This is a genomic window from Enterococcus sp. (assembly GCF_022711995.1).
Lineage (GTDB): Bacteria > Bacillota > Bacilli > Lactobacillales > Enterococcaceae > Enterococcus_D.
This window is the reverse complement of sequence record NZ_JALAHI010000159.1, coordinates 1-25,263: the sequence shown is the minus strand read 5'-3', so window position 1 is coordinate 25,263 and position 25,263 is coordinate 1. Positions and strand designations below refer to the sequence as shown.

General features: G+C 40.1%; 19 protein-coding genes. 3 read left to right on the top strand and 16 right to left on the bottom strand.

The window, feature by feature from the left end; translation table 11 throughout:
* Positions 1-432 (top strand): hypothetical protein (locus tag Q0A12_RS15805; protein ID WP_291293585.1); only part of this gene is annotated, 432 nt, incomplete at its 5' end.
* Between the two features lie 70 nt (positions 433-502).
* Here Q0A12_RS15805 and Q0A12_RS15800 read toward each other — a convergent pair.
* From Q0A12_RS15800 to Q0A12_RS15730, 15 genes are all read right to left on the bottom strand, one after another.
* A complete protein-coding gene (locus tag Q0A12_RS15800) occupies positions 503-4,051 on the bottom strand; it encodes a discoidin domain-containing protein (protein ID WP_291293584.1) in 3,549 nt (1,182 codons plus the stop codon).
* 478 nt (positions 4,052-4,529) lie between these two features.
* Positions 4,530-6,131, bottom strand: a complete 1,602-nt coding sequence (locus Q0A12_RS15795) for a glycoside hydrolase family 43 protein (protein ID WP_291293583.1) — start codon at positions 6,129-6,131, stop codon at positions 4,530-4,532.
* 124 nt (positions 6,132-6,255) lie between these two features.
* On the bottom strand, positions 6,256-7,188 hold the full coding sequence (locus Q0A12_RS15790; protein ID WP_291293582.1) for a glycoside hydrolase family 43 protein: 933 nt from the start codon (positions 7,186-7,188) through the stop codon (positions 6,256-6,258).
* A 4-nt stretch (positions 7,189-7,192) separates the two neighbouring features.
* Positions 7,193-8,023 (bottom strand): PTS system mannose/fructose/sorbose family transporter subunit IID, encoded by an 831-nt coding sequence (locus Q0A12_RS15785; RefSeq protein WP_200143141.1) that lies wholly within the window; start codon positions 8,021-8,023, stop codon positions 7,193-7,195.
* A gap of 17 nt (positions 8,024-8,040) precedes the next feature.
* Positions 8,041-8,859: a PTS sugar transporter subunit IIC gene (locus tag Q0A12_RS15780; protein WP_200127366.1), complete on the bottom strand. Its 819-nt coding sequence runs from the start codon at positions 8,857-8,859 to the stop codon at positions 8,041-8,043.
* A gap of 19 nt (positions 8,860-8,878) precedes the next feature.
* Positions 8,879-9,379, bottom strand: a complete 501-nt coding sequence (locus tag Q0A12_RS15775; protein WP_200127368.1) for a PTS sugar transporter subunit IIB — start codon at positions 9,377-9,379, stop codon at positions 8,879-8,881.
* Between the two features lie 86 nt (positions 9,380-9,465).
* Positions 9,466-10,251, bottom strand: a complete 786-nt coding sequence (locus Q0A12_RS15770; protein ID WP_291293581.1) for a hypothetical protein — start codon at positions 10,249-10,251, stop codon at positions 9,466-9,468.
* A 241-nt stretch (positions 10,252-10,492) separates the two neighbouring features.
* Positions 10,493-10,894 carry a PTS mannose transporter subunit IIA gene (locus Q0A12_RS15765; RefSeq protein WP_200127372.1) on the bottom strand — a complete coding sequence of 134 codons (402 nt, stop codon included), beginning with the start codon at positions 10,892-10,894 and terminating at the stop codon, positions 10,493-10,495.
* A 1-nt stretch (position 10,895) separates the two neighbouring features.
* Positions 10,896-11,717, bottom strand: coding sequence for a Cof-type HAD-IIB family hydrolase (locus Q0A12_RS15760; RefSeq protein ID WP_291293580.1), 822 nt, complete (start codon positions 11,715-11,717; stop codon positions 10,896-10,898).
* Positions 11,718-11,846: 129 nt separating this feature from the next.
* Positions 11,847-14,594, bottom strand: a complete 2,748-nt coding sequence (locus Q0A12_RS15755) for a sigma 54-interacting transcriptional regulator (RefSeq protein ID WP_287036389.1) — start codon at positions 14,592-14,594, stop codon at positions 11,847-11,849.
* A gap of 206 nt (positions 14,595-14,800) precedes the next feature.
* Positions 14,801-15,934 carry a glycoside hydrolase family 88 protein gene (locus Q0A12_RS15750; protein ID WP_291293579.1) on the bottom strand — a complete coding sequence of 378 codons (1,134 nt, stop codon included), beginning with the start codon at positions 15,932-15,934 and terminating at the stop codon, positions 14,801-14,803.
* Positions 15,935-15,948: 14 nt separating this feature from the next.
* Positions 15,949-16,752 carry a gluconate 5-dehydrogenase gene (locus Q0A12_RS15745; RefSeq protein ID WP_291293578.1) on the bottom strand — a complete coding sequence of 268 codons (804 nt, stop codon included), beginning with the start codon at positions 16,750-16,752 and terminating at the stop codon, positions 15,949-15,951.
* A 24-nt stretch (positions 16,753-16,776) separates the two neighbouring features.
* Complete coding sequence (gene kduI, locus Q0A12_RS15740) at positions 16,777-17,619, bottom strand: 5-dehydro-4-deoxy-D-glucuronate isomerase (RefSeq protein ID WP_291293577.1); 843 nt, start codon at positions 17,617-17,619, stop codon at positions 16,777-16,779.
* A gap of 246 nt (positions 17,620-17,865) precedes the next feature.
* The gene (locus tag Q0A12_RS15735) at positions 17,866-20,034 is read right to left on the bottom strand and encodes an alpha-galactosidase (RefSeq protein ID WP_291293576.1); all 2,169 of its coding nucleotides are present in this window, start codon (positions 20,032-20,034) and stop codon (positions 17,866-17,868) included.
* Positions 20,031-22,136, bottom strand: a complete 2,106-nt coding sequence (locus Q0A12_RS15730) for a glycoside hydrolase family 36 protein (protein WP_291293575.1) — start codon at positions 22,134-22,136, stop codon at positions 20,031-20,033. The genes Q0A12_RS15735 and Q0A12_RS15730 overlap by 4 nt, the downstream gene beginning before the upstream one ends.
* 692 nt (positions 22,137-22,828) lie before the next feature.
* Here Q0A12_RS15730 and Q0A12_RS15725 point away from each other — a divergent pair.
* Both Q0A12_RS15725 and Q0A12_RS15720 read left to right on the top strand, forming a co-directional pair.
* Positions 22,829-23,443: a TetR/AcrR family transcriptional regulator gene (locus Q0A12_RS15725; RefSeq protein ID WP_291293574.1), complete on the top strand. Its 615-nt coding sequence runs from the start codon at positions 22,829-22,831 to the stop codon at positions 23,441-23,443.
* 28 nt (positions 23,444-23,471) lie between these two features.
* Positions 23,472-24,194: an SDR family NAD(P)-dependent oxidoreductase gene (locus Q0A12_RS15720; protein ID WP_291293573.1), complete on the top strand. Its 723-nt coding sequence runs from the start codon at positions 23,472-23,474 to the stop codon at positions 24,192-24,194.
* A 386-nt stretch (positions 24,195-24,580) separates the two neighbouring features.
* Here the strand turns inward: Q0A12_RS15720 and Q0A12_RS15715 are convergent, their stop codons facing one another.
* Positions 24,581-25,063 (bottom strand): hypothetical protein, encoded by a 483-nt coding sequence (locus Q0A12_RS15715; protein ID WP_291293572.1) that lies wholly within the window; start codon positions 25,061-25,063, stop codon positions 24,581-24,583.
* Between the last annotated feature and the right edge of the window lie 200 nt (positions 25,064-25,263).

The window sequence follows — 25,263 nt, the reverse complement described above, 5'->3', positions numbered from 1 at the left end:
CAAAAAAGTAGCTACTTTGACAAGTATGTTCAAAGTAGCTACCCAAATTGTTCCCGTATATACAAACAAACGGCTATATTTTTAACTCTTTTTTATCAACAAGCAGTTTTTGCCTTTTGTCTTACGATCTACAACAAAAATTCCGTGGTAGTTTCATCAACTTTCCTATCAGTGATTTTCCAAAAGGAATTGATAGTAGCAAGTTTTTCCTGTTTTATAGAAACTACAAAGGAATTGCCATTAGATATGGATATCGGCTATCATTCTAGCCTTCAACCCATCGGTTTGAGCGAATTAATGATTGCCCATCACCATTTTCTTGATGGCCAAATCAGTATAGCACGCCAGAATCATGACAAAGCGACATTCACAAGCTTCTTTTTTAGAGATTCTGTCATGCTAATCACGGGTGATTCCCTTTTTTATTTTTGAAGTTTTCTAAAATAAATCTATGTTATTCGTCCACAATCCACAGTTCCATTCGTTCTTTAAACAAAATAGATCACGGTTGCTCTCCTAAGATTCTCATTTCTGAAATGCCTAAAAAGTTCGCCCACATATATATTCGAACATACTTATATGCGATTCCTTTATGATTACTATCTGGGATAAAACTTTGCCAATCTTTTGTATTCTTTCCTCGTGGAGCAGCATCTTCCCAATGAACTCCGTCTTGTGAAACTTGAAATTGAAAAGCCTCTGCTCTCTTTGAATATTCATCCTGTCGAGCTAAAAATTCAATTCGATCAATGACTATCGGTTTATCCGAAAAATCAAATTGTACATATGTTTCGCCATTTTGCTCTTTTCTAAATTCTGACATGGTACTACTATCGCCATCAAACCATGCAGATACATCCTTTGGACTTCCACTACTCGTCTTGTAAACACGTGCGAGTGCATCTTTGATAAGCTGAGCATTACTAGATTTATAAAACTCTTTTTTATCGGTCGTTTCAAATAATGTTGCCCCGGGATTTCCATTGGCATCTAAGTAATCAACTTTTACTGAGATATCTGAACCAAAATCTTTGCCTTCTGGATAGGTAATTGATGCAATCCAATTTAAGTCTCCATTCTCTTTTACTTCAGCTTTGACTTGATCAATTTCCACTTCTAGATTGCTTATATTTTCTATTGCCTCTATTTCTAGCTTGACTTCCTCCCCAGGTAAAATCATATTTTTTATTCCTGAATTTTTCATTTCAACTCTGGTAATCTTATGATTGACTTCATGCCTTTCCCCGAAAATCCTCAACTCGGAAAACGAACTAATATTGGGATAGGCTGGATCTGTTGGAGTGCCAGGATTATCTACGCGTAACATAAAATACCGATAGAATGTATTTTTATATTCTTCTTTAACATGGAGTGTTTCCATCTCTTCGGTAAAAGTCGTCGAATTTTCAGTTAGTAACGTCCATGTTTTGTTATCTTCTGACCCATAAATATTAAACCCTTGATAGCGATTAGGAAACCCTCGTCTCGTTTGCATTTGAAAAGAGCTGACGGTCATTCGATACTCTGAGCCAAAGTCTAAATAATATGGATTTTTTAAATCTCCACTGAAAGTGGCATCATCATTATCTAGTAAAACATGTAGATTGGAGCTATTTGGTAAAATCGAAGAATAGGCTGCATAATCAAACGAGCCATCTTCAACTAATGGATTCAACAATTCTAAATCTGCTTGAGCCTGCGTAAATGCCTCGTAAGCTTCCATAAATTCTTCATCTGAATATTTTTCATCTATTGCCTTTTCAACTTTCTCCTTAGTTGCTAAAAAAGTAGTTTTTGAGCTGCTAGTATAAATCTGATTTGAATCAAATTCTTTCATCGCTTCATCAAAAGCAGTTTGTCTATCTGGATAAACGTTTAAGTGAATGGTTTCCCCGCGAATAAATTGATCATTTTCCATGCCTATAACTATGTCTCTCTTTCCTAGAGCCATATGATTGCTGTCTATCGTCATTTTAGCATCCTCTAGTTGAATCCCCTCTGAATTATCCCCTAAAAATATATTTGCTCCCTCACCATCAACGATATCTATATTAAACGAAGCTATTTGTCCTTTAATGATATGTCTAGCTTTAGAAGTATCTTTTGCAAATTTAGGTATGGTTCCTTTTATCCCATCATTAGCTGTGTTTACATAATTGACCCATTCAAAATCCACTGTGACTTCTTGATCAGATAAAACAGCGTAAAAATCGATATTAGGCAGATTTTGAGTTTTAGTGTCTACCCCCTCTTCTGTCGAATATACAACTGTTTTCCATTCCCCTTCTGTATTTGGTAATACGATCACTTGGTAAGGGTCACTATAGTCATTGGAACTGGATAAATTTAAACGAGACTCTCCATTCGATCGATAGCGAATTGCCATATTAGCCGTCTTTCCTAAACTAGCAACAGAAAAGTGATTGCCACCCCTAATAGTTGATGTATCTTTAGGGTAGCTTTTATCATAAGCAGTTTCCTTTAAATCTTGTATGGTTGGTACAGCTGTAGTTGTAAAAAACTGTTTTCCATTCTCAGTATTAAGTTTTGTGTGAGTTTCATCTAACAGGGTTCCTCTTACTGTTACATTCACTTCGGGATTTTCTTGAGTTGCTGGTACAGATAGCTCCGGTTCATTTGCTCGATCTATGGGCATCGATAGCCAGTATTCCGCGCCGATTTCGGTCATTTTATTATCAGAATGTGATCCCCAAAAATTATTTTTCTTATCAAATGAATAAAAGACTGGTGCTGCTTGATTTTTTGCCATATGCGCGATCATAGGAGCTTTTTCTTCAATTTCAGAATCGCTCATACCTATTTTGTACCGATACATATCATAGAGTTCGGTACTACTATAGTATAATCCGGTCCTACCACGATAAGCCGGAGATATTTCCCCACCAAAATCCATCCCATTGCCAGTCTTCGTCCATGGAATTGTTTGTCCAACCATGTACTTCGCCCACTGCTCTGTTCCTTCTAATAACCGATTATTTAAAAATTCATATATTGTTGTAGCATCCTCATTGGTAGAAACTGTCCCCTCAGTAGGATCAATTCGCGTTTTTTGCTGAGTAAGTATTCTGGCTAACCCTATCATATTCAAAACATCCCCTGAAGAATGTGCATTATCACGTCCCATTTCAAGATGTTGGATATAATCTTGACCAATTGGATTCCCCTGTTGATTAGCTTCAATCAAGGAATATTGATGAATCAGGGAACCATTTCGTTCAGGTCTATCCGTATCCTTATTTACCGTGAACCATTCAACAGCTTTCTCATACATTGCTTGATCATTTTTAAAGATTGCTGTTAGGATCACACCTGTTGTAGCATACAGGTGTTGATTCATATAGTAATCATTTCTGTTATAGAATGTTTTTTGAGCGGGATCAATAAAGTTTTCAATCAAACGTTGATTATCCTCTTTTGTCCAATTCAAATCATAATCCTTTACATCTTCATTGCTAAATGTTTGTTCTAAGGGTTCCGTATACTTAATCATTTCAGCAGCACTGACTAAGTAGTACACTGGAACAGCTACGTGTATATGGGCATCTGGGAAATACTTGAATTTTTCAGCATCTAGATTACTCCAGATTCTAATTAATCGGATAGCATTGTATCGATACGTACTATCTCCAGTTAAATAATAGAGAATCGATTGTGTATACGCTTTGAAACTATCTTGACTCAATCTTACTGTTTGTGAAGCATTGTCATAACTTGTAATAGCAGGATCGTGTAAAGTTCCCTCAACTAAATTGCTGGATTTAAATTGCTTTTCGGCAGCAGCGGTTTCTTTCATTGCTTTGTAGTATCCTAGATACGTTTCATTTCCTTCAATTAATTGCTGTCTGGTAATCTCCAATTGTTCTGGATCGACACTTATTCCTGGATGAATAAATCCATTTTCTTCTGTAATTTTTAAATTTACTTTATCTTCGATTTCCTCCGTTTCACTCGCATAAGCATTTGATGGGGCAAGTAAAGTCATTACAGTCATTGCCAAAACTGCTATAAAAAAGTGGATACCGTTTCTCATTTTCTTCCTCCTAAGCCTTTTATATTAGCGCTTTCATTTATACGTATTCGCTTTCCTGTGAAAAATATTTTTGAAATTAAGCGGTTAAGGTCTCCTTTCCTGGCTCCTTGCCTATTTTATTTGAAGTGTTTCAGTAATGATTCATGGTATTTGTAAAAAAATAGATCTGAGTCACACCAATTTATGGAATCAATTGTTTTCCTTATAATTTAGTGAAACGGACAGATCTATAGAGTACCAAAAGTGATTCTTCTTGAATGGGCCTTTCTTCTAGCCAAGTTTTTACGTAATTAGAAGTTTAGTGCATCATTTTATTCTTTGTATCTTATCTAACGATCTAACATCATTCTAAGCTATAAACAACAATTCTTTCTTACCAACCACAAACCCTTAAAAATACAACACACAATCGTTTAATGTATTTGGCAATGATTCTTTCTCTCGTAAAAAAGTAGCCTGACTTTCATTCACGAATGGATCATGCGTCGTGATGCTGTTCCTGATAGTGAAAGAAATCAAAATCGGCAAAAGAACTGTGGTCATCCATATCTTGCGCACATAGCCCAACCATGGCTCCGGTAAATGCAAGTTTTCCATTTGCTTTGATGTAATCATCACTTAAATGATCAGCAGGTGTTTTGTCACCAATGGCTTGAAGTTCTTGATCCCCCACTGCAAAAAAGAATTGAGCCTTATCTCTCGCCACTTCCACTGCTAAGGTGATCGGTTGATTTGCTTCAATCATGATTCGCTCAGAAGCATAGGACATATGATTCACGTCATTGATCTCAAGTTGAATATATTTCTCAGCTGTACTTTCATCATACGATACATGAAGATAATGCCAATTATCTGTGTCATAGAATAAGATCAGTCCAGCGATTTGTTGAAAACTTTTCGGTTCAAAATCCATCACGGTTTCAGCCCGAAAAGAAAAATGCTGCCAACGTCGAGCCACCAATGTCTGCTTATGCAAACTGCTAGGGCTTTGTTCCCCGTATAAACGTAACCATCCGGGACGTTCACTTAAAGAAAGCTTAGGGTGTTTTTTTAAAGGTTGTCGCAAACTTTTAAAATAAACTGGTAATTCCAGTTCCTCAAAATCAGTAAACGTAGAAAAATCTCTTTTTTGAGTAGTATTTTTAGCAATACTAGGTGCTTCCACTTCTAAATCCGGGAAAATCGTGCCGTTACTTAACCGTGGCCAACCATCGATCCATTCGATTTTTTGTAGCGCGGTTTCTCGTCCTAGCGTACAATTTCCTCGCTGTGTCAAGGGTCTGGAACAAATATGCAGAATATACCACTCTTCTTTAGAAACCTCTACAAAAGACGCATGACCGCTTTTTTGCAGCGGATTGGTTGGATCTGGTTTGGTAGTAAGCAATGGGTGATACGGAGAAAGTTCATAGGGCCCCAATACATTTGTTGAACGGCAAACCGTTGCTGCATGGGAGTAGCCTGTCCCACCGGCAGCACATAATAAATAGTAATAGCCATCTTTTTTTAAGATTTGTGGTCCTTCACAGACACCCAGATCTGTGCCATGGAAAAAGTGTTTTCGAGTTCCCACTAATTTCATTTGTTCCACATCGTACTCCTGAATCACCAATCCATCAAATCGCTGTCTGTCTAAACGGTGATCAAATAACATACTCATAATATAATGCTTGCCATCGTCATCGTGAAAAAAGGCCGGATCAAAACCAGAAGCTGTGACAAACACCGGATCACTCCATGGACCCGTCACATCATCAGCAAACAGCACATAGTTTAATGTATCTTTAAACTCCGTTCCTGTTTTTACATCCGTGATCAACAACCAAAATTTGCCGTCAGAATAACTTAAATGCGGTGCCCAGATGCTGCCAGAATTGTAATTTCCGATCAAATTGGCATGCTGATACGCTTGCAATGGGCAGGCGATTGCTTCCCAATTGATCAAATCGCGCGAGTGATAAATCTCTACTCCCGGCATCCATTCAAATGTTGATGTTGCGAGATAATAATCCTGCCCCACTTTCGTAACTGTTGCATCAGGATTGAATCCCCGTAGAATTGGATTTTCAATTTTTCTCATGTTCTTCCATCCTTTAAAAAAAAGCTGTGACAGAAGGATCCGCTAAACAAAAATCTCCGAACAACAGCACTTCATTATCGTTGGATATTCAGTTTGCTGAAAAACGAACGTCACAGCTTGTATTTTATTGATATTTTCCACCAAAAGGTTTTTCCGTCCACACCACTCGTAAATCTCGTTTCTTCTCTCCAAATACTTCGATTGGCAGTATGCTGTAGCCAGAAGCTTGCAGATTTTCTGGTTTCCAATGATCCAGCATCAAGTAGACTTCCCCATCTACTTCAAAGGCATAATTGGTTTGCCCAAAAAAAGTTTGACGGTAATTCGGTCCCTCACAGGGGTTATCGATCAGTTTATGTGGAGAGAACAAAAATGGTGATCTGGAATATAGTGCTGCGTTGGGATCCCATCCTGTCGTTCCAGAGGTGAGCATAAAATACAGACCATTGCGTTTAAAGACGGCTGGTGCTTCACGTTCTTGATCAATCAATATTTTTGTATAAAGACCCGTGAGCGCTTTACGGTCTTCTGTCAATTCAGAAATATACATGGTTTTATTGAAATCACTACTATGAATCAAATACGCTTTTTCCCCATCTTCAAAAATAGTCATATCACGACAATCTTTGCGATTTGGTTTAAAGATATCTTGTAAGATAAAAGGACCGATCGGGCTTTTCGCAGTAGCCACACCACAAGCAGCATATAAATAATCATCGTGATCATAGTGGAACCACAAAACAAATTCTTGCGTCGCTTTCGAGAAAATCACCTTGGGTCGTTCGATGATCTTGTCTTTATATAGCTTATCTTGCGGCTCCTCAGAAGCTGTTAAAACTAAGCCTTCATAGTGCCAGTCCTTTAAATTAGTGGAGGTATAACAAGAGATTCCAATAAAATCCACTTTCCTTCCGCCAATGGAAGAAACCACATTCGGTCCGGCTTTGTTCTCCCCATACCAATAAAACGTATCTTCATGTTTTAAGATCATCCCACCGTGGGCCTGAACGGGGTTGCCATCTGTGTCAAGCCACTGTTCACCATTTCTATTTGGCATTATTTTACATAACTCCCAAAACGGCTAAGATTGCTGAAAGAATAAGAATCAATATCATGATATAATTCGGTGATTTTCCTTTCCGCAACAACTGTGTAGAAACTAGTACCAATGATAAAGGCAAGATCCCTTTCATCACTTTATCAAGAATATCTTGCAGAACAAATTCTTGTCCAGAAATGTCCGCTTTAAAATTTAAAACAAATGGAACGTTCAAGAAAGTCATTGCACCAACCATAATTAAACCAAGCAGTGTTGCACCTTTTGTCACAGCTTTTATCAAGCCACTTTCAGTAGCTGTTTTAATATAGTTCGCTCCTAATGAATAACCAACAAAAGTTCCGTAATAACGAACGGCAAAGAATGGAATATGGAACAATAGGAAAAATAGGAGCGGACCTAAAACATTTCCTTGGCTTGCCAATGATAAAGCAATCCCAGTAACAATAACTCGCAATGTACCCATGAAGAATGAATCTCCAAGACCTGCTAAAGGCCCCATCAATCCCACTTTGATCCCGTTAACGGTTTCGTCCATATTCGGTATTGGCTCAATAGAATTTTCTTTTTCCATCGATAAGGTCACGCCTAAGATAAAAGGAATAAACCCTGGATAACAGTTAAAATAAGAAGAACTACGACTGAGTGCTTTATAATATTCATCTTCATCATTTTTATAAAACTTTTTAAGCATTGGAATTGAGGCAAACCCGTACCCTACTCCTTGCATTTTAATAAAATTCATTTCAGCAGATTGCGTCAATGAACGCCAGTAAACTTTTTTCAGTAGCTTTTTATCTTCTGCATCAATTTTTAAATTAGACATAAATCCCATGTTTTTCTTCCCCCTTCTTAATCAAAGAAATCATCAACAACATCATCACCGGATGTAGCGCTTGTTCTACTTAGTTTAGCTGCTTCAGTAATTTTCTTGTCTTGATTTTGTTTTTGTAAATAATTATAGCCATATAGGAAAGCTAAGACCGTACCTACTAAAGCAATCCCCATAGTGTCTAATTGGAAATAGGCTGCCAGGGCAAACCCAACAAAAAAGTAAGGGATCAGTTCTTTGTCCCATAAAGATTTTAACAACATACCAAACCCCATAGCAGGTAACAGTTTTGAAGCAATTGCTAAGAAACTATTTACAACCTCTGGCAAGTTGTTCATTAATGTACTGATTGGATCAACACCAACCATGATTACAACAAATGAAATAATGGCATATGGTATCCCAAAGAAAAAGACTGCTGCTAAGTGAATTCGTTCATACCCTTTATCATTGTGATTTTCTACAGATTTATCAACAATCGCTACGACAGCATTGTGCCAAACAATCTTGATCAAGTTATAGACAAAAATTGAAAGCAAACCAACTGGAACAGCCAAAGCTACTGCGGATTCCACATCATTACCAGCTAAGATTGCAAAAGAAGTTCCTACGATGGCACCCATTTCTGTATCAGAAGGCAGACTGCCTCCAACACCGAAAACACCTAGAAAAACTGCTTCTAACGAGGCCCCAATGATAATTCCTTGGGTGAAATCACCCAAAATCAAACCGATGATTGGTCCAATGATCAATGGCCGCATTTGAAAATTGGCAAAGCTCAAAGCAAAAAATTTAATAAAATAAGTCGCAACCGCGATAAGTATTGCATTAACTAACATACTCTTTTTCCTCCTTTATTTATTGGAATTTCTTTCCAACTAATGCTTTTAATGATTCAGCTGTTTGTCCTGGAACAGGTTGATAGCTCACATCCCCTGCTGCTTCAAAAATTCGTTTGAAGTTTTCGACGTCTGCTTGATCCAAATAGACAGAAGAGGCTACCTCTTGTTTTGGGTTCTCACCTCCGCCTAGTTGACGACCATAGTTTGACAGATTTAATCTTTCCACTTTAACGTCACTTTTTAGGATTCGAAGCATATCTGTTGGGTTATTGACCAAAACCAAAATCTTCATGTCTTTTGCTCGTTGATCATTCACAATAGCTATCGCCTTATCTACAGGTACGATAGCTGCTTTAACAGAAGTGGGAGCTGCTAGTAGCAATGCACTTTTTTGAATCTCATTTTGAGCAACTTCATCATTGGCTACAATAATTCGTTCAACCCCCAATTCCTTCGTCCACATGACCGCGACTTGTCCATGAATTAAACGGTCGTCAATTCTTAACATTGAAATCATCTTTTTTTCCTCCAATAATTATTATGTTTTTCTTTCCACACTCTTTATTAAGCAATTAGCATGCCAATATTTTGTCGAAAGCACTTTCACGCTTCTGTTCCATAGACTTCCCACTGTGTCAGCGCTGGAAATGGCGAGTCATCGTGATGTTTGATTAATTGTTTCAATTTGACACTAGCTGTCACTTTTTCAGCGAAAGAAAAGAACTGTCGCTCTAAACGATCATTTGTTGCGAAGGTTAATGTGCTAGTGTCGGAGAACTCTACCGTGACATTTGTCCAAAAACTATCATGGGGATAGTCTCCCCGAAAAACGAATGCCATCTCATCGATTTTGACTTGTCGGCCAAAGTCAATCGTCATTTCAGCATCTGCTTGTTGATTGATTCCCCACGACTGATATGGATAAGAGCCGTGTGATTCATTAGCGATCATGCCATCGATCGCATTGCGGGCAAAAAACGTTAAGTCATTTCTCGTTTCAACGTTTGCAAAAGCGTGGGGATATGCTCCTTGAAAATCTTTTTGCGCATGAACATTCAAAGCCAGATTTCGGCGAGCAGAAACTTCCTCCTTCGTTGCCTTCTTGGCCCGTAGATAGTGTCGCTCGCCGCTAAAAATTTTAGGCGAATAAGCCCGTTTTAATTGTTCATCTATCACTACTTCATAATGGAACTGACCCTCGGGGATGTAAACCAAACTAGGTGCCAAGGCTTCGTCCAGTTGAACCCAAAGAAATGTTTCATCCGTGAGGATTTCAATAAAATCTCCAGTTTGATAAGAATAATTTTTAAATGCGAGATAAGTTTCCACTTCGTGTGATCTACTACTGATGTTTTCGCCGCTGTGATTTTTTAAAGATAACGTAATCATGAAAGTAACTCCTTTTTTAGGTAGATTTTTTTGTTGCTTACAAAACATTTCCAGAGATTGAGCATGGGATAAAAGTTAAAAGCACGTTTGTTCCACCCTTTAAACACGTATAAACGGCGAGAGCAGAAGCAACTCCTGCGGAAATAAGTCATGCGAGAGCCAATTTCCATGTATTTCTACTTATTTCTCGGAGTTTCACACTTCTGTTCCAGCCTCTCTACGATTAGTCAAGAGGGCTTTACTAAAAGAAATCTACTTCCTCGCTAGTTGGATTTAAGACGAGGCGCTTCATGCCGCTTTGACCGTTGGCAATAATCGTTTCCATCGTTTCACTATCCGTTGGTGCTAACAAAATCATTTCCAAAACTAATGGCAGGCTCATTCCCGCCACTAATGTTACATTTTCTTGCAGCGTCAATTCCAACATTTCGTTGCAAACACTCCCCCCTGCAATATCTCCCAAGATCAATACATCATCTTCTGAAGAAATTTGGTCAGCAATTGCTTTTCTGATCTGCGAAGGGTGACCGCCAGGCATCAGCCCATAGGCCTTTAAATTTTCTTGCTTACCAGCGATCATTTCAGCAGAGTCTTTCATTCCTTGAGCTAAATGATTGTGTGATACTAAAAATATTTTCCGCATATTACAAACTCCTTAAATTCAAGATTTCTATTATTTTATGGCCTACGCCAGACTCATTATTGCTCAATGTTATTTCATCAGCGATTGCTTTCAACGATGGAATGGCGTTCCCCATGGCGACACCGCAACCTGCAAAAGTCAGCATTTCCAGGTCATTTTGCTGGTCTCCAAACGCGACAACTTGTGTCGGTGACACGTTCAGATACTGGCTCAAAAAGGCCAATGCTGCTCCTTTATCAATGGTTGGATCCATCATTTCAATGTAATTTGTGTCGGAGAAAACAATTCTAAAGCCGGCCTGCTGCATTTCTTCTTGTACTGCCTGCAACAATGAAATCTGATTACTGCTCAATGCGACTTTCAAAATTTCTGTCGCATTTTCTGCTAGTACCAAAGGGATTTGTTCATAACTTTGCTCCTCTAACCGCCAAGCTTGATTTTGGAACTCTTGAATGTTCTCTTGGCTTTCCTCTTTCGAGATGAAGCGATAATTAAGCTTTTCGGTATTCAGATAGCCTGTCATCCCGTAGTTGCTGCCTTTGGTCAAAAAAGTTTGGGCCGCCTGTCGATGGACTGTCTTTTTCCAAAGAGGCGCATTTCGACTCATCTCTTTGATATATGCACCATTTAATGCGATCACATAGCCATTTGAAAGACCAATCTCTTGAAAGATCTTTTCTGCAGAGTTTAGACTTCTTCCCGTACAGATAGCAATTTTATGGCCTAATTTTGCCGCTTGTTGGATCGCTTTCCGATTGATTTCACTTATTTGATGATCCGTCGTAAGGAGAGTCCCATCAATATCTATTGCAAATAATTTCACTTATAACACCGCCTCATCGTTTTATGTGCAATAAGTGTGCCAACATTCTGTCGAAAAAAAGCCAACCAAGAAACTGGTTCGCTTTTAATGAAAAATTCCTATCCTCTGCTTGTTCGCACCATCGATCTCCTATATTTCAAAAATGATATCATAAAGATAGTCCAACTCATACTCGCTGATTTTGATGTTGTACGCATTTTCAAGGATTTGAAGGGAGGTTGCAATGGTCTTGATCCTTCGTTGTCGTTGTTCGTCATGAGAAGTGCTTTGATAGTGAGACACTTCTTGGTTACGAATCATCCGCTCGACTAAGCCAGCAATGTGGATGTACAGAATCGCCTTTTTAGAATTTTCCATGGTGATTTTCAAGTTTCGTTCCATTTCGATAATCGCTTCGTCGATATAACCGATGACTCGTTTCACATCCAAAATCGTTATGACGGACACCAATCGTTCAATAGAGAGGTTACGCACAAGATTATCATTGATATCTTTCCGAAAGGCTGGATCTGCTACCTGTTTAAACAATTTATCAATCTGTTCTTTCCCGGAACCGGAAATCAAATCCTCTAAGGCGACATAGTCGACACCTTCAATTTCAGGATCAGCAGTTCCTACTATTCCCTGCACATCAAACTGTTTAAAGTATTGATTGTCTTTTCCGTATTTTTTCAAAAAATGATAATCTACTGCTTCTACTGCATAATCGATTTCTTTAGGTAGACTCGTGCTTAAAAATTCTTTTAGCTGTTGCGCAGCGCCTAATCCAGTGTGACAAACCGTTAAGATCAGAGCTTGCTTGGTTTTTTTCGGATATGCCAAGCGATATTCGACGATCAACTCTTCTTGGATTCGTTGGCCGATACGCTCAAAGTCCGTTTTCTTTTTGACCATGTCGCCAACAAAAAGGGCTTGCTGAGTATTGACATTGTTCATGATCAATAACGGCCCCTCCAACTGATCTTTTAACACATTGTCCAGAATCATCAAAGAACCCATATCTGCTAGAATAATCAGTCCTTTCGAGCAGTCATTTTCCTTAATATAATGCTTAACAAATTCCTGTACTTTGTTGGCAGGAACATTAAAAGGCATATCAAAAGAATCAAATAAATGCTCATCCATGAAGCGATTGACCACATCAGCAATACTGCTAGCAGTGGAGAAACCATGGGCCAAGATCAATCCTCGAACTTCAGGTTTGCGAATCTCGATGTCTAATCCTTTTAAATAAAAGGTCAACAAGATTTTTTCAGAGTCTAATAACTGCAGATCCAACTTTGATTCCACCAATTCTAATAACGCATTCAAAATTTTTTGTTCGGTTTGCATATGCATATTCAAAAAATCCTTGATCATCACAATTGTTTTGGGTTTAAAACTAGGCAATTCATCAAAGAAGTTGGAACGTTTATACAAATAATTGGTCAATGCCATGATGGAATTTCCGCTGATTTTTACAAAGTAATTTGATTCTAAGAAGTTGACCAATTCCTTGATCGTATTCTGCAATAGAAGTAAAGTATTTTTTTCTTGAACTGTTTGAAAGACGAGCATTTCAATTACTGTATTGGCTTCTCGGGACAATTGTTGAATCAAATAATTTGTCTCAACTTCTCCTTGTTGATATTGTTGGAAAATTTTCTCATAGACTTTAAAAATTCCAGCCATAATCAGTGATTCATCGGTCTCTTTGTGCAAAAAGTCTGTTAAAACGCTTTCCGGGGTTACTAACACATCATTTTTTTCTGTGCTGTCGACCTCTTTTAGCGACAGGAAGCGAGAAAGCAAATGATCTTCCAAGGTTTCTGAATTTACTAAAACGCTAGGCCCCATGCCGCGTTTACTAAATGCATTGGCACAAATCACCTTAATAATATTCTTCAGCTCTCCTACATTGTCTTGGTAATTGAGGGTACTCAACCGATTGATGATCCAAGGTGTAATCAAGATTGGACGATTAAAGTTGCGGCTTTCATTGATGAAAAAAGTATAGATGTACTCGGATATCTCTTGTGGGGTACGTTCTTTCAAGGCTGGGATATGAATCGTGATTGGGACTCGGCGCAAAAAGGTGCGCAAAAAATTGGTTTGAACATCCTCAGTCGTAGCAAAAATCAAACGAACTTGGGACTTGCGAGTGATATTGTTTTCCCCGATTCGTGAAAATTGTTGCGTGTCGATGAAAGTGAAGAGTTTTTCCTGACTTTCCGGCGATAAGCGATGGCATTCGTCCAAAAAAAGAATTCCTCCGTCTGAAGCTTCTAACAAACCGACTTGATCACTATCTGCGCCAGTGAATGCGCCTTTTTTGTACCCGAATAATATACTGCTCAACAGCTCTTGGTTATGGTAGTATTGCGCGCAGTTCAATTCATGAAAAGGCGCCTCTTCAGGAATCAATTGCTGATCAATACAAAATTCATAGGTTTTCCTTGCCAGCAGACTTTTTCCTACACCTGTCTCACCATGTAACATCACCGGTAAACCTATCCCTGGGTAAAATACTGAAGCTTTCAGCTGATCCACAGCCATTCGGAGACTCGTTTTTGCGCCGATCAAATCTGCAAACAAATCCGTTTTGGTCCGATGGCTATTTTCTTCATTCTTTAATTGCTCTAAATTATCATACACCGATTGACTTGGTTCAAAAAATAGCTGACTGAACGCTTCTTTGTCGAAAAAGACCGCGGGTCGGCTCTTGACTTTGATTGCCAAGCCTTCTTTTACAAATTCATTTAAATATTGACTAGTCGTATTTCGTCGAATCGCTACCAATTCTGAAATGCCTTCCGTCGTCAGTAACTCATTAAACGTAAGTTCACCCAGCGCTTGGGTGTTTTCTTTTAGAATAGCCAGAACTTGTTGTTTTGACAAAACAGTTCCTCCTAAAAAGTGCGTATTCTTCTCTTTGTCAGCTGTTATAGACTTTTTTGGTAGAAGTATCGCAAGAAGGCTATAGATGCTGACGAACAAGTTAATTATAGAACTTCATTCCGACACATTCAACGGCTGTTTCCTTTCTGTCGAAACGAGAAGACAGCGAACTTTTTTCAGTAAGTTCGCTGTCATGCTGCCTTTGATTACCAAATCAGAAAATCTTTGTCTAAAAGACGCAAGATTCCTTCCACAAAATAGTAGTCAGTATAAATGATTGGGACTTCCGTCCAACGTTCCTCATGGTAGGAGCCAGTTGCATCATCAATCAAACCATCTTTTGCCTGATCCTCGATCCCATGATTCTCATAAGCAGCTTTTAAGCATTTAACGGCTGCATCAATGAAGAAATCTTTTTCATATTCTCCCACGTGTTTCGCAATTTCCAAAAAGCCGCAAGCCGCACAAACCCCTGCGGAAGTATCCAGCATCACGGGTTCTTTTGGTGCTCTAAAATCTACTACGGGAACCCAGTTTGTTTGTTCTACTTGAGCAATAAAGTAATGGGCAACTTTCTTTGCTGTTTCCAAATATTCTTTCTTACCGGTATGGAGATAGCTTAATGCAAAGCCATAAATCGCCCACGATTGGCCTCGGGACCAAGACGAACCATCGGCATAGCCTTGTCCTGCGGGTGTTTCCAATAGCTCGCCATTGATTGGATCAAAGACGCCTATATGCGCAACAGAGCCATCTCCTCGCACGATATTGTTCATGACTTTGTCGGCATGGTCTTCCGCAACATAACCAAAGCGGGGATCATCAATTGCCTCTTTTGCCCAGTAAAGCAAAGGAATATTCAGCATCGAATCAATGATCACCCAACCTGCGCGATCCCGATTCCAAGACCGGATAAACTGTCCTCTCGGGTTGTAACGGCCTGCCAGCAAGTGAGCGGCATGCAAGCCCCGGGCTTTCGAGCGTTCGTTTCCAGTCAAGCGATAATTGGCAACAGCCGTGTGTAGCCACATAAAGCCAACGTCATGGTGTAAACCAGTATAAATATCAAATGCCTTATCTAAACGTGCTTCATTTGCTTCCGCAGTTTGTCTGTATAGGTCATTTCCAGTCGCATGGTACATTTGCCACATCATCCCTGACCAAAATCCGTTACACCACCAAACCGGCTCCGTTATGCCTTTGTCTTCTTCATAAAGACCTGTTTCTTCGTCCACGATATAAGGAATTTTATCTCCTAATCGTTCTGCCTGTAAAATCAGCTTCCCATCAATTTTATTAAAAACTTCTGTTGCCCACTGTTTTATCTCTTCATTTATCATTGTTTTCCTCCAATTTACGGTTGTTTTCCAATGTAAGCTAAGATTCCGCCATCTACATATAAAATATGCCCATTAACAAAATTTGAGGCATCGGAAGCCAAAAAGACAGCTGGACCTTGCAAGTCTGAGGCTTCTCCCCAACGGGCTGCAGGTGTTTTTGCAATAATGAATTCGTCAAATGGATGACGAGAACCATCCGCTTGTTTTTCCCGCAATGGTGCTGTTTGAGGTGTCGCAATGTAGCCAGGTCCGATGCCATTACACTGAATGTTGGCTTCACCAAACTCTGAACAAATATTTTTCGTCAACATTTTCAAGCCGCCTTTTGCTGCCGCATAGCCCGCCACTGTTTCACGACCTAATTCCGACATCATCGAGCAGATATTGATGATTTTGCCATGCCCTTTTTTTATCATGCCAGGTAAAACGGCTTTTGCTACGATAAATGGCCCATTCAAGTCAATATCGATTACTTGACGAAAATCAGCTGCAGACATTTCCAACATTGGAATGCGTTTGATGATCCCTGCATTGTTGATCAAAATATCGATCACACCAACTTCTTTTTCTACCTGAGCGACAAAGGCGCCTACTTGTTCTTCATTGGTCACATCCGCTACATACCCGTGGGCTTCGATATCCGCTTCTTTATAAGCAGCCATTCCTTTATCCACTAGGTCTTGATTGATATCATTAAACACAATCGTTGCCCCAGCTTTTGCCAAAGCTTCTGCTAATGCAAAACCAATCCCATAGGTTGCGCCTGTAACTAGTGCGATCTTTCCGTCTAAATTAAATAAATCCATTGAAAATGACATATTGAAAGCCTCCGAATAATTGTTTTATTTTAGTTCTGACATTGGCACCATGTCCATGTCCGTGTAAGTAATATTTTCACCGCACATTGCCCAGATAAAGGAGTAGTTTGACGTACCTACACCCGAATGGATCGACCATGAAGGAGAAATCACTGCTTGCCCTTCATCGACAACTAAATGTTTGGTTTCATCGGGTTTTCCCATCATATGGAACACACGTGTATCTTCATTATTGAAATCAAAATACACATAAGCTTCCATGCGTCGTTCATGAGTGTGACAAGGCATCGTGTTCCAAGCAGAGCCTTCTTCAAGAACAGTGTAGCCCATTTGTAATTGGCAGCTTTGGCAGATATTTGGATGAATGTACTGATAGATTTTTCGTTCATTCAATGTCTGACCTTCACCAGTTTCCATAGGTTTTACTTGATCAATCGCAATTTTTACATTGGGATATTTATGATGCGCAGGAGTTGAGCTAACGTAGAATTTCGCCGGCTGAGCGGCATCGGCTGAAATAAAGACCACCTGCTTGGTTTCTTTCCCAATATAATAGCCATCTTGTTTTTTCATGGGTTCTTTTTTGCCGTCGATCTCGATAAATCCAGGTCCCCCTACGTTGATTACGCCTAACTCACGGCGTTCCAAGAAATAGTCCACCCCTAATTCTTTGTCCAAAACAATCTCTAATGCAGAGGATGTTGGGGTCACTCCGCCGAAAATCATCCGGTCATTGTGGGTATATGTCAACGCAATCTCACCGGGTACAAAGACGTTTTCGACTAAAAATTCCCGACGCAGTTCTTCTGTAGAATAATGACGAATATCTTCTGGACTATGCGTGTAACGAGTTACCATTTTTTGCATTTCAATCTTCTCCTTACTTATCATTTACAGTCTTCAATAAACTTACAAGCAAAATCTATGCCAAAATGTGTCGAATGAAAGATAAAAACCGTTTTGTCACCTCGTAGAAATCGGCGGGGCTTCTGACTAAGAACAGAAGCGTTTCATGAAATTTCATTGACAACTGATGGAAACCTGCAGAAACAATCCTTCCTTCAACGGATCTTCACCTACCAAACTGCCGCTTTTCCGATTAGCCTTTTCTGGTTAATCGCTGATCTTTTCTAAAATCCAGCGACTGGCAAAATAGTCTTGGGTCGCTTTTGGTAACGGTAAGCCTATCTGCATTAATTCAGAATCGGTATACACTTGTCCCATCTTTGCTAAACGATATTGGCCTGGCATTAAATCGATCAATTTTAATCGCTTAGGGACCATATTCGCTTTCGCTCTAATATAGACGTGACTTACGATCACCTTTTCTTCATCGTTTTGTTGCCAAGCATACTCATTTTGTTCCTCATAGACGGGCAATTGCTGCCACTTGCCAAATTGCATCGTATGGCGGATTTGTTTATATTCTTGAATGTGTTCTTTGATCTCAGCTTTTTCTTCTGCAGATAGTTCAAGTAGATTTAATTCATAACCAAAATTTCCTTGTTGCGCAACAATTGTTCTAGTCGTTAAGCTGGTGATGCGGCCGACTTGGTGATTTGGTACCGCAGAGACATGACAACTCATGGAAGCTTGCGGATAGATCAAAGCCGTTCCTTTTTGAATGGCCAAGCGCTCAATGGCATCGGTATCATCAGAGGTCCAGATTTGCGGACTGTAGGCCAACATTCCCGGATCAAAGCGTCCCCCACCGCCAGCGCAGCTTTCTAAAAGAACTTGAGGGTATTTTTTGGTGATTGTAGCCAAAATGCGATAGAGTCCTAAGATATATCGATGAGACAATTCTTTCTGATGCTCAGCCCCCAGAGCATCACTGCCAGAATCAGTGATATTGCGATTCATGTCCCATTTGAGATATGAAATATTATTTTCACTTAATAGCTGATCCAACGAATGGATAATATACTCTTGAACCGCTGCTTTTGACAGATCCAGCACATATTGGTGGCGGACTTGTTGCGGCTCTTGGTTGGCAACGCGAATGATCCAATCTGGATGGGCACGATAGAGTTCACTATTAGGTGAAACCATCTCTGGCTCTATCCACAAACCAAAGTCCAGACCAAGTTGATTGATCTCGGCAATCAATTGGGTTAAGCTTCCCCCTAATTTTTGAGAATTCGGCTGCCAATCGCCTAATGACGAATCATCGTTGTCACGTTTACCAAACCAGCCATCATCCAGCACAAAGAGTTCCATTCCTAGCGCTTGTCCTTCTTTCGCAAGAGCTAAAATCGTTTCTTTATCAAAATCAAAATACGTGGCTTCCCAGTTATTCATGAGAATCGGCCGGACTTTATGCGCAAACGTTTTGGGAATGAGACAATCGGTATAAAAGCGATGATAGCGCTGGCTCAGCTGGTTCAACCCGCGATTGGCATACACCATCACTACTTCTGGCGTTTGGAATGTTGCGCCAGTCTCCAGTCGCCAACTAAACTCAAAAGGATTGATACCAATTTGCATCCGGGTGTTTTGGTGCATATCCACATCGGCTAACGCTAAAAAATTGCCGCTATACACTAAGTTCATGCTGTAAACCGCACCTTGCGTCTCCGAGGCTCCTTCTTCTAAAAGCGCAATAAAAGGATTCTGGCCATGTCCTGAAGCCCCACGTTTTGAATCCACCCCTTGAAAACCTTGATGCAGCTGGCGTCGATTGTAGTGAGTCTCACGTCCCCAGGCTCCTCCTAACGTCAACAAATCAAATTTATCGGTCAAAAAATCAAGATTGGCACTCATCATTCGTTCAATCGTCAGTTCATTCGCACTTTCATTTAGCAAAGTAACATTTTGTGTAAAAACATCATATTCAGGAAAAACGCGAATACACACCTCTAGCTGAAGTTTTGCCGCTTCGTCAGACAACCGTATTTTTAATGTTTCCGCATTTGCATGTTGTGCTGATGGCATTTCCATTGGTTCCCACGTTTTGGACACTTCATGATTTTGATAACGAAAATTCGACAGTCGTGTCCCATCAGCCAATGCTATTTGGAAAGCCGGCGTCCGCATATCCGGATTGCCGTAAGCCGGATAAACCAGCGGCATTTGTTCTAGTTTAAAATCTTTGATACAGTCGGTATCTGCCAGATAGCTGGCACGCTTGATCTCCTTCACCACATAGCTCAAGTCTACAGACCCCAACTTTTCACCAAAGTAATAGGTGACTAAATGTCCACTTGGTAAGACTCCTAGTGATAATTGCGAATTGTCTGAGATTAAATCAAATTGCTGCTTTTCTTTCTGGAAATGAATCATTCGTTGTCCCCACTTTCAACTTTTTCTAAATAGATTGCTGCTCCTTGAAAATCATTCGTAAACCTGCACTGAAAGCTCTGGCCGATTTTTTTGAGGGCAACGTCTGCACCATAAGTATCGACTATCTTGTAATTTCCTTCTGTTTCGACAGTGATTGTTCTTGCCCCCTTGAATCCGTGAAGGAGTAACAATGCCCGCAAACCATCCTTGCCATAGCGAATAACTGCTTGTTCTCCCATCGGGTCGCGATAAGATAATACCGGTGGTCCAAAACGGCGGCTATAACCAGATTTTATGATGTCTTTTACCTTCCGATAGAAGGCAATACCTGCATCTACAGCCTGCCATTGTGAATCAGATAGCTCTTTGATATCTCCCGATAGACAGATTCGTCCCAAAAAAGTGGCCGTCATCGCATAATAAATTTGCTCAATCGCAGCTTCTTTTCTAAGTACCGCCCACATCAAATTTTGACGTGGTGGGATCAATTCGTGCATGTTGGCACCAATAATAGGAATACACAGAGATTCATGGGCATCAGAAAACGATGAGAGGTCTGTTAGCATCATCATCGATGGCTCCAAGCGATGACCACCCGAGGAACAATTTTCGACAACCAAATCGGGCAACGCTTGACGAATTATTTGTAAGAAGCGTTGTGTTCCTTGCAACTGCTTACGGTTTTCTTCTCCAAAAGATTCGGATCCGTCGCAACCAACGCCAAAATTATCATTGTAATCAATTTTTAAGTACCCAACTTCCAGTTCTTTTAAGAACGCGATCACTTTTTGAGATAAATACTCGATCACCCATGGATCATTCATATTCCAAAAACGACGGTCCCCCGTGGTGATCGCAACGCCGTCTTTTTTTAGCAGATGGTCCACTAAACCAAACGCGGTGGCATCGCGGCCGGCTGTTTCAATTTCAAACCAGATTCCTGGCAACATTCCGGCTTCTCGGATCTTCTTTATTACAGCCTTCATTCCATTAGGAAATTGTTGAGGATTTGGGATCCAATCCCCAACGTTCTTTTCCCAGCCATTGACAGCGTCCGCATACCAACCACAATCAATAATGAAAGAATCCAGCCCATGCTGCTGTAAAATAGGAAACGCCTCTGTAACAGATTTCTCCGATGGCTTGCCCCAAGTCGTGCAGAATTCATTGAACATCACTGCCATTGATTCTTCACTCTCATGCTTATTGCTTGATACCAACTTCGAAAAATAATCATTGAATTGATTCCCGCAATCTTCCTCTGAACCAATACTAGTCGTTAGAAAAGCTGATGGTGTCACATAGGACTCACCAGGGTCTAACGTTTTCGTCCACTGCCCATAATCACGATCGGCCAATCCTCCTGAAAAACATAAATCTTCATCAAGTCGATAAAACTCTCCTTGCCAAGAACCTGGATGAGCCAGCCGCACAGCCCACGTAACATTCTCCGCAACATCTGTAATCGCCGCGGTTGGAAAATAGTTCCTTACGGGCATCGAGCCAATTTGGCCAAACTTTTCCAGACCCACGCCAGAAGGTTTCCATGAAGGTTCCAACTGGTATTCTTCGATGGGTCTTTTTTCCTTACGCCCCTCAAAGCTCCATTTACTCCGATACCTGGTGATCATCAGATTTCCAGTTTTATTCTGGGAGTTAAAAGGAGACAAATTAGAAAGGGAGAAACTACTCAGCATTTCCAACGTTTGTTTTTTCGAGGATTCGTTGATAAATATGACATAAGTCTCTAAAACATTTTCCGCTGGTGACCCTTTTAGAATATGTTCGTAGCAGTTATTGTGGCTGTCTCTCAAAATCGTCTTGATTTCAACACGATCCTCAAACTTATCCACTTTTTGACTTTCATAAATCAGTCCTTTAACTGTGGCACTATTTCGCATGGTACTTCCGGTGACGAATCCTTTGGGAAAATCATCCCCAGCAAGTTTCACTTGAAGGATAGCGTCCGTTTTCAATCGTTGCGGCAATTGCACAGCAGACAGTTTCACTGTGGGAACCAAAATCCACTCACAGCCTCCAGTAGGATTCACATAATAGATGACCGTTGTTTCGCCAAAGTGGTACTTCGCAATTTCTTTCATTCTGAATTTCCTTTCCGATCTACTTCTCCTGCTATCAAGAAGCAAAAACTATACCACATTCTGCATCCCTTCTCTTATCAAGCTTTTCCGCAAGTGACTCGCCACAATCTTCGACACTTCGACAGATTAATCTTATATTGACCAAATCAGAAACAAAAAAAGAGTCTATCTCTAGTCACTGAAGAATAATGATTCAACAGTCCGAAAGATAGAACTCTTTTTTAGTGACAGAACGGCTATCCCTTAAAATGAAACAGATCCCCCAAAAAATTTTTGACGACTGGCACAATCAGATTTTTTTATGGAAAGTTTTCCACAATCCCAGTTTTCTATTTCTGGCTTTGTTCAAAAACGAAAATAAAATATGGGGATAACTGACTCCTCAGCTAACGAAAAGGTACTGCCTGTGACTTCATCAAGGAATCGTGTTTAACTGACGAAGGAATCTATGCTGGAATCATAGGATATTCATTCCTGTGTACTACCTATTGAAACTCATATAAAGCAGCACCTTTTTCTTTGAACGATTCCCTAAAATACAAAAGTATTGACAAGTTAGGTCGGTCGTTCTAATATAAACACAGATAAGTTAGGTCGGTCGTTCTAACATTGATTAAACGCTCTTAGCATAATAACAAGTGCGCATACATAGAGAGCAAAGATAGATATGACACAGGATTGGAGACTGGACGATGAGTCGAGGAAAAAAACAAACTTTTCGGGAAGATATTTTAGAAGCCACGCGTAAACTATTTACCGAGTGTGGGTACAATAATGTTTCGCTGCGGGATATTGCGGCTGAATTGGGGATCAGTGTGGGAAACTTAGCCTATTATTACAAAAGCAAATTGGAATTGATCGAGGCGGCTATTCTTGATAAGCATGGACATACCGCACCATTTGTCCCAGCAACAACCTTGCAGGAAGTGGATGCTTTGTTGATCCAGACAGAAAAAGTGCAAAGACAGCATTTGTATTACTTCCGGCAATACTCTCAGCTATCAGCAATCAGCCCAACCATACGAGAATTACAGGCAAATATGTCCGACAGTAATGAACGCATTTTAATTACTACGCTAGAAAACCTTCAGAATGAAGGACTGATGATGCCCCCATGGTACGCGGGACAATACGAAGATTTAATTGCAGCGCTTCTCTTTATGTTGACTCGCTGGCACGAGCAAGAAGAACTGAACAGCGTCTTAGAGCGGGAAACGCCAGACTTCCGCAAAGCAGTTTGGGGAATACTCACTCCGCTACTTACCGAAAAAGGCCGTACCGAATGGAAAAAGCTTCAAAATCACTAATCACTAATACAGATGGGGGTTTTTAATAATGGATTTACGATCCGATACGATACTGATCACCGGAGGGACATCCGGTATCGGTCTTGAGATGGCAAGACAGTTGCTCGCACTAGGGAACACCGTGATTGTCACAGGCAGAGATAATGCCAAATTAGAAGCCACAAAGAAAGAACTGCCAGATATTCACACATATCAAAGCGATGTTAGTGACCCTCAATCGATTGTGAAACTCCAGCAAAAGGTCACTGCTGATTTTCCTCAGCTAAATATTCTAATCAATAATGCTGGAATCATGCGGGCAATCGACTTCAATGATACGGACTACGACGCTGTGTGCAGTGAAGTCACTGTCGATTTGAACGGCCCTATTCGTATGGTACAGCAGTTTCTGCCTCAGCTAAAAAAACAGCCGGAGTCTGCTATAGTCAATGTTTCTTCTGGCTTAGCCTTTATTACCTTTCCGAAAGCACCGATTTACAGCGCAGCCAAGGTTGGCCTGCATGCCTATACAAAATCATTGCGCTTGCAGTTAAAACCTACGAATATCAAGGTATTTGAGCTGGCACCGCCAAAGACTTCTGCACCGATGTTCAACCGCAAAGAGTCAAATAGCGAAGGAGGCAACAATCTTCCAACGATGGAGGTACCTCAAGTGGTAGCGTCAATGATTCGCGGCATTCAGAAGAACAAATTAGAGATTCTGCCAGGCTTGAGCAAAGTGCTGAAACTGTTTGGCCGCTTTACTCTTTAAGCTTTCCTTTAGGATATTTTTGCTGCGAACATGCATTACTTTTATCCATTGCTTAATTTTTGCGTCCTTCTTACTGAACATTCATCCTCACATCTCCTTGGCTGCTTCTGACTTCTGCCGAATCTATCGAAGCGGAACAAGTTAGGAAAAAGCGCGCTGTCCTATGGCAGCAAACAATAGGCTATGGGCAAACATGACAAAAAAAGGTGCTACACTTTGCTAGTAGATTTTCTACTAGTACAAAGTGTAGCACCTTTTTTGCTGCTTCATTTTCTAACGACAAAGGTGCGTCTGCTGGCGATTAAAGTCTTGCTCCACTTGGAAACTTGATTAGACAGATAGTGGCTTGGAACTTCATCTGCGAATCGTGCCTTATTGGGTGGGCACTACTCTTCATAAGAGAATTCATACTCATTTTTCTGCGAATCGATTAAACGCTTGGGATTGCTATCAACCATTTGGAAAGTTTTCTCAAAATCGTCGCCAGATAAGGTGACTTCTTTTTTACTCTTGTCGATGACTACTTTGCCATTTTGAACTTCAATCTTTTGCATAGCACCAATGTCTTCCATTGAAAGATTTTTTTGGTTGGGTGCTTCTTCCTTCAATTGATCGTTTATCTCTTGAAGCTGTGCTTCTAATCCTTCGAAAGTGTCTCCTGACTCAGGGTTCAACGAATACGTCTTATAAACAAAAATTTTGTCCTTTTCAAGTACGTATAACGCATTTTGCTGGTAACTGTTGCCATCCTTTATTTGATGAATAGACGCGGATTTAATATTTTTTGTTGAACAACTTGCTAAAAGCATGATTACAAACAACATAGAAATTCTCAAAATATTTTTGGTCCATCTCTTTTCACTCTTCATTGCTTTTCTCCCCTTTTGACTTACGCATTTCACATTTTGCCTAACCCTCTTGAAAAAATCTCAATAATTTTCTCCTCAAACCTCAAATACACGATTTATTAAAGAACAGTGATTGCTCAACCGAAGAATCACACAAAAAAGAGGTCATTTTCCTTCACCACTTTTTCCGGGATAGACCATCTACTTATAATAAATAATAT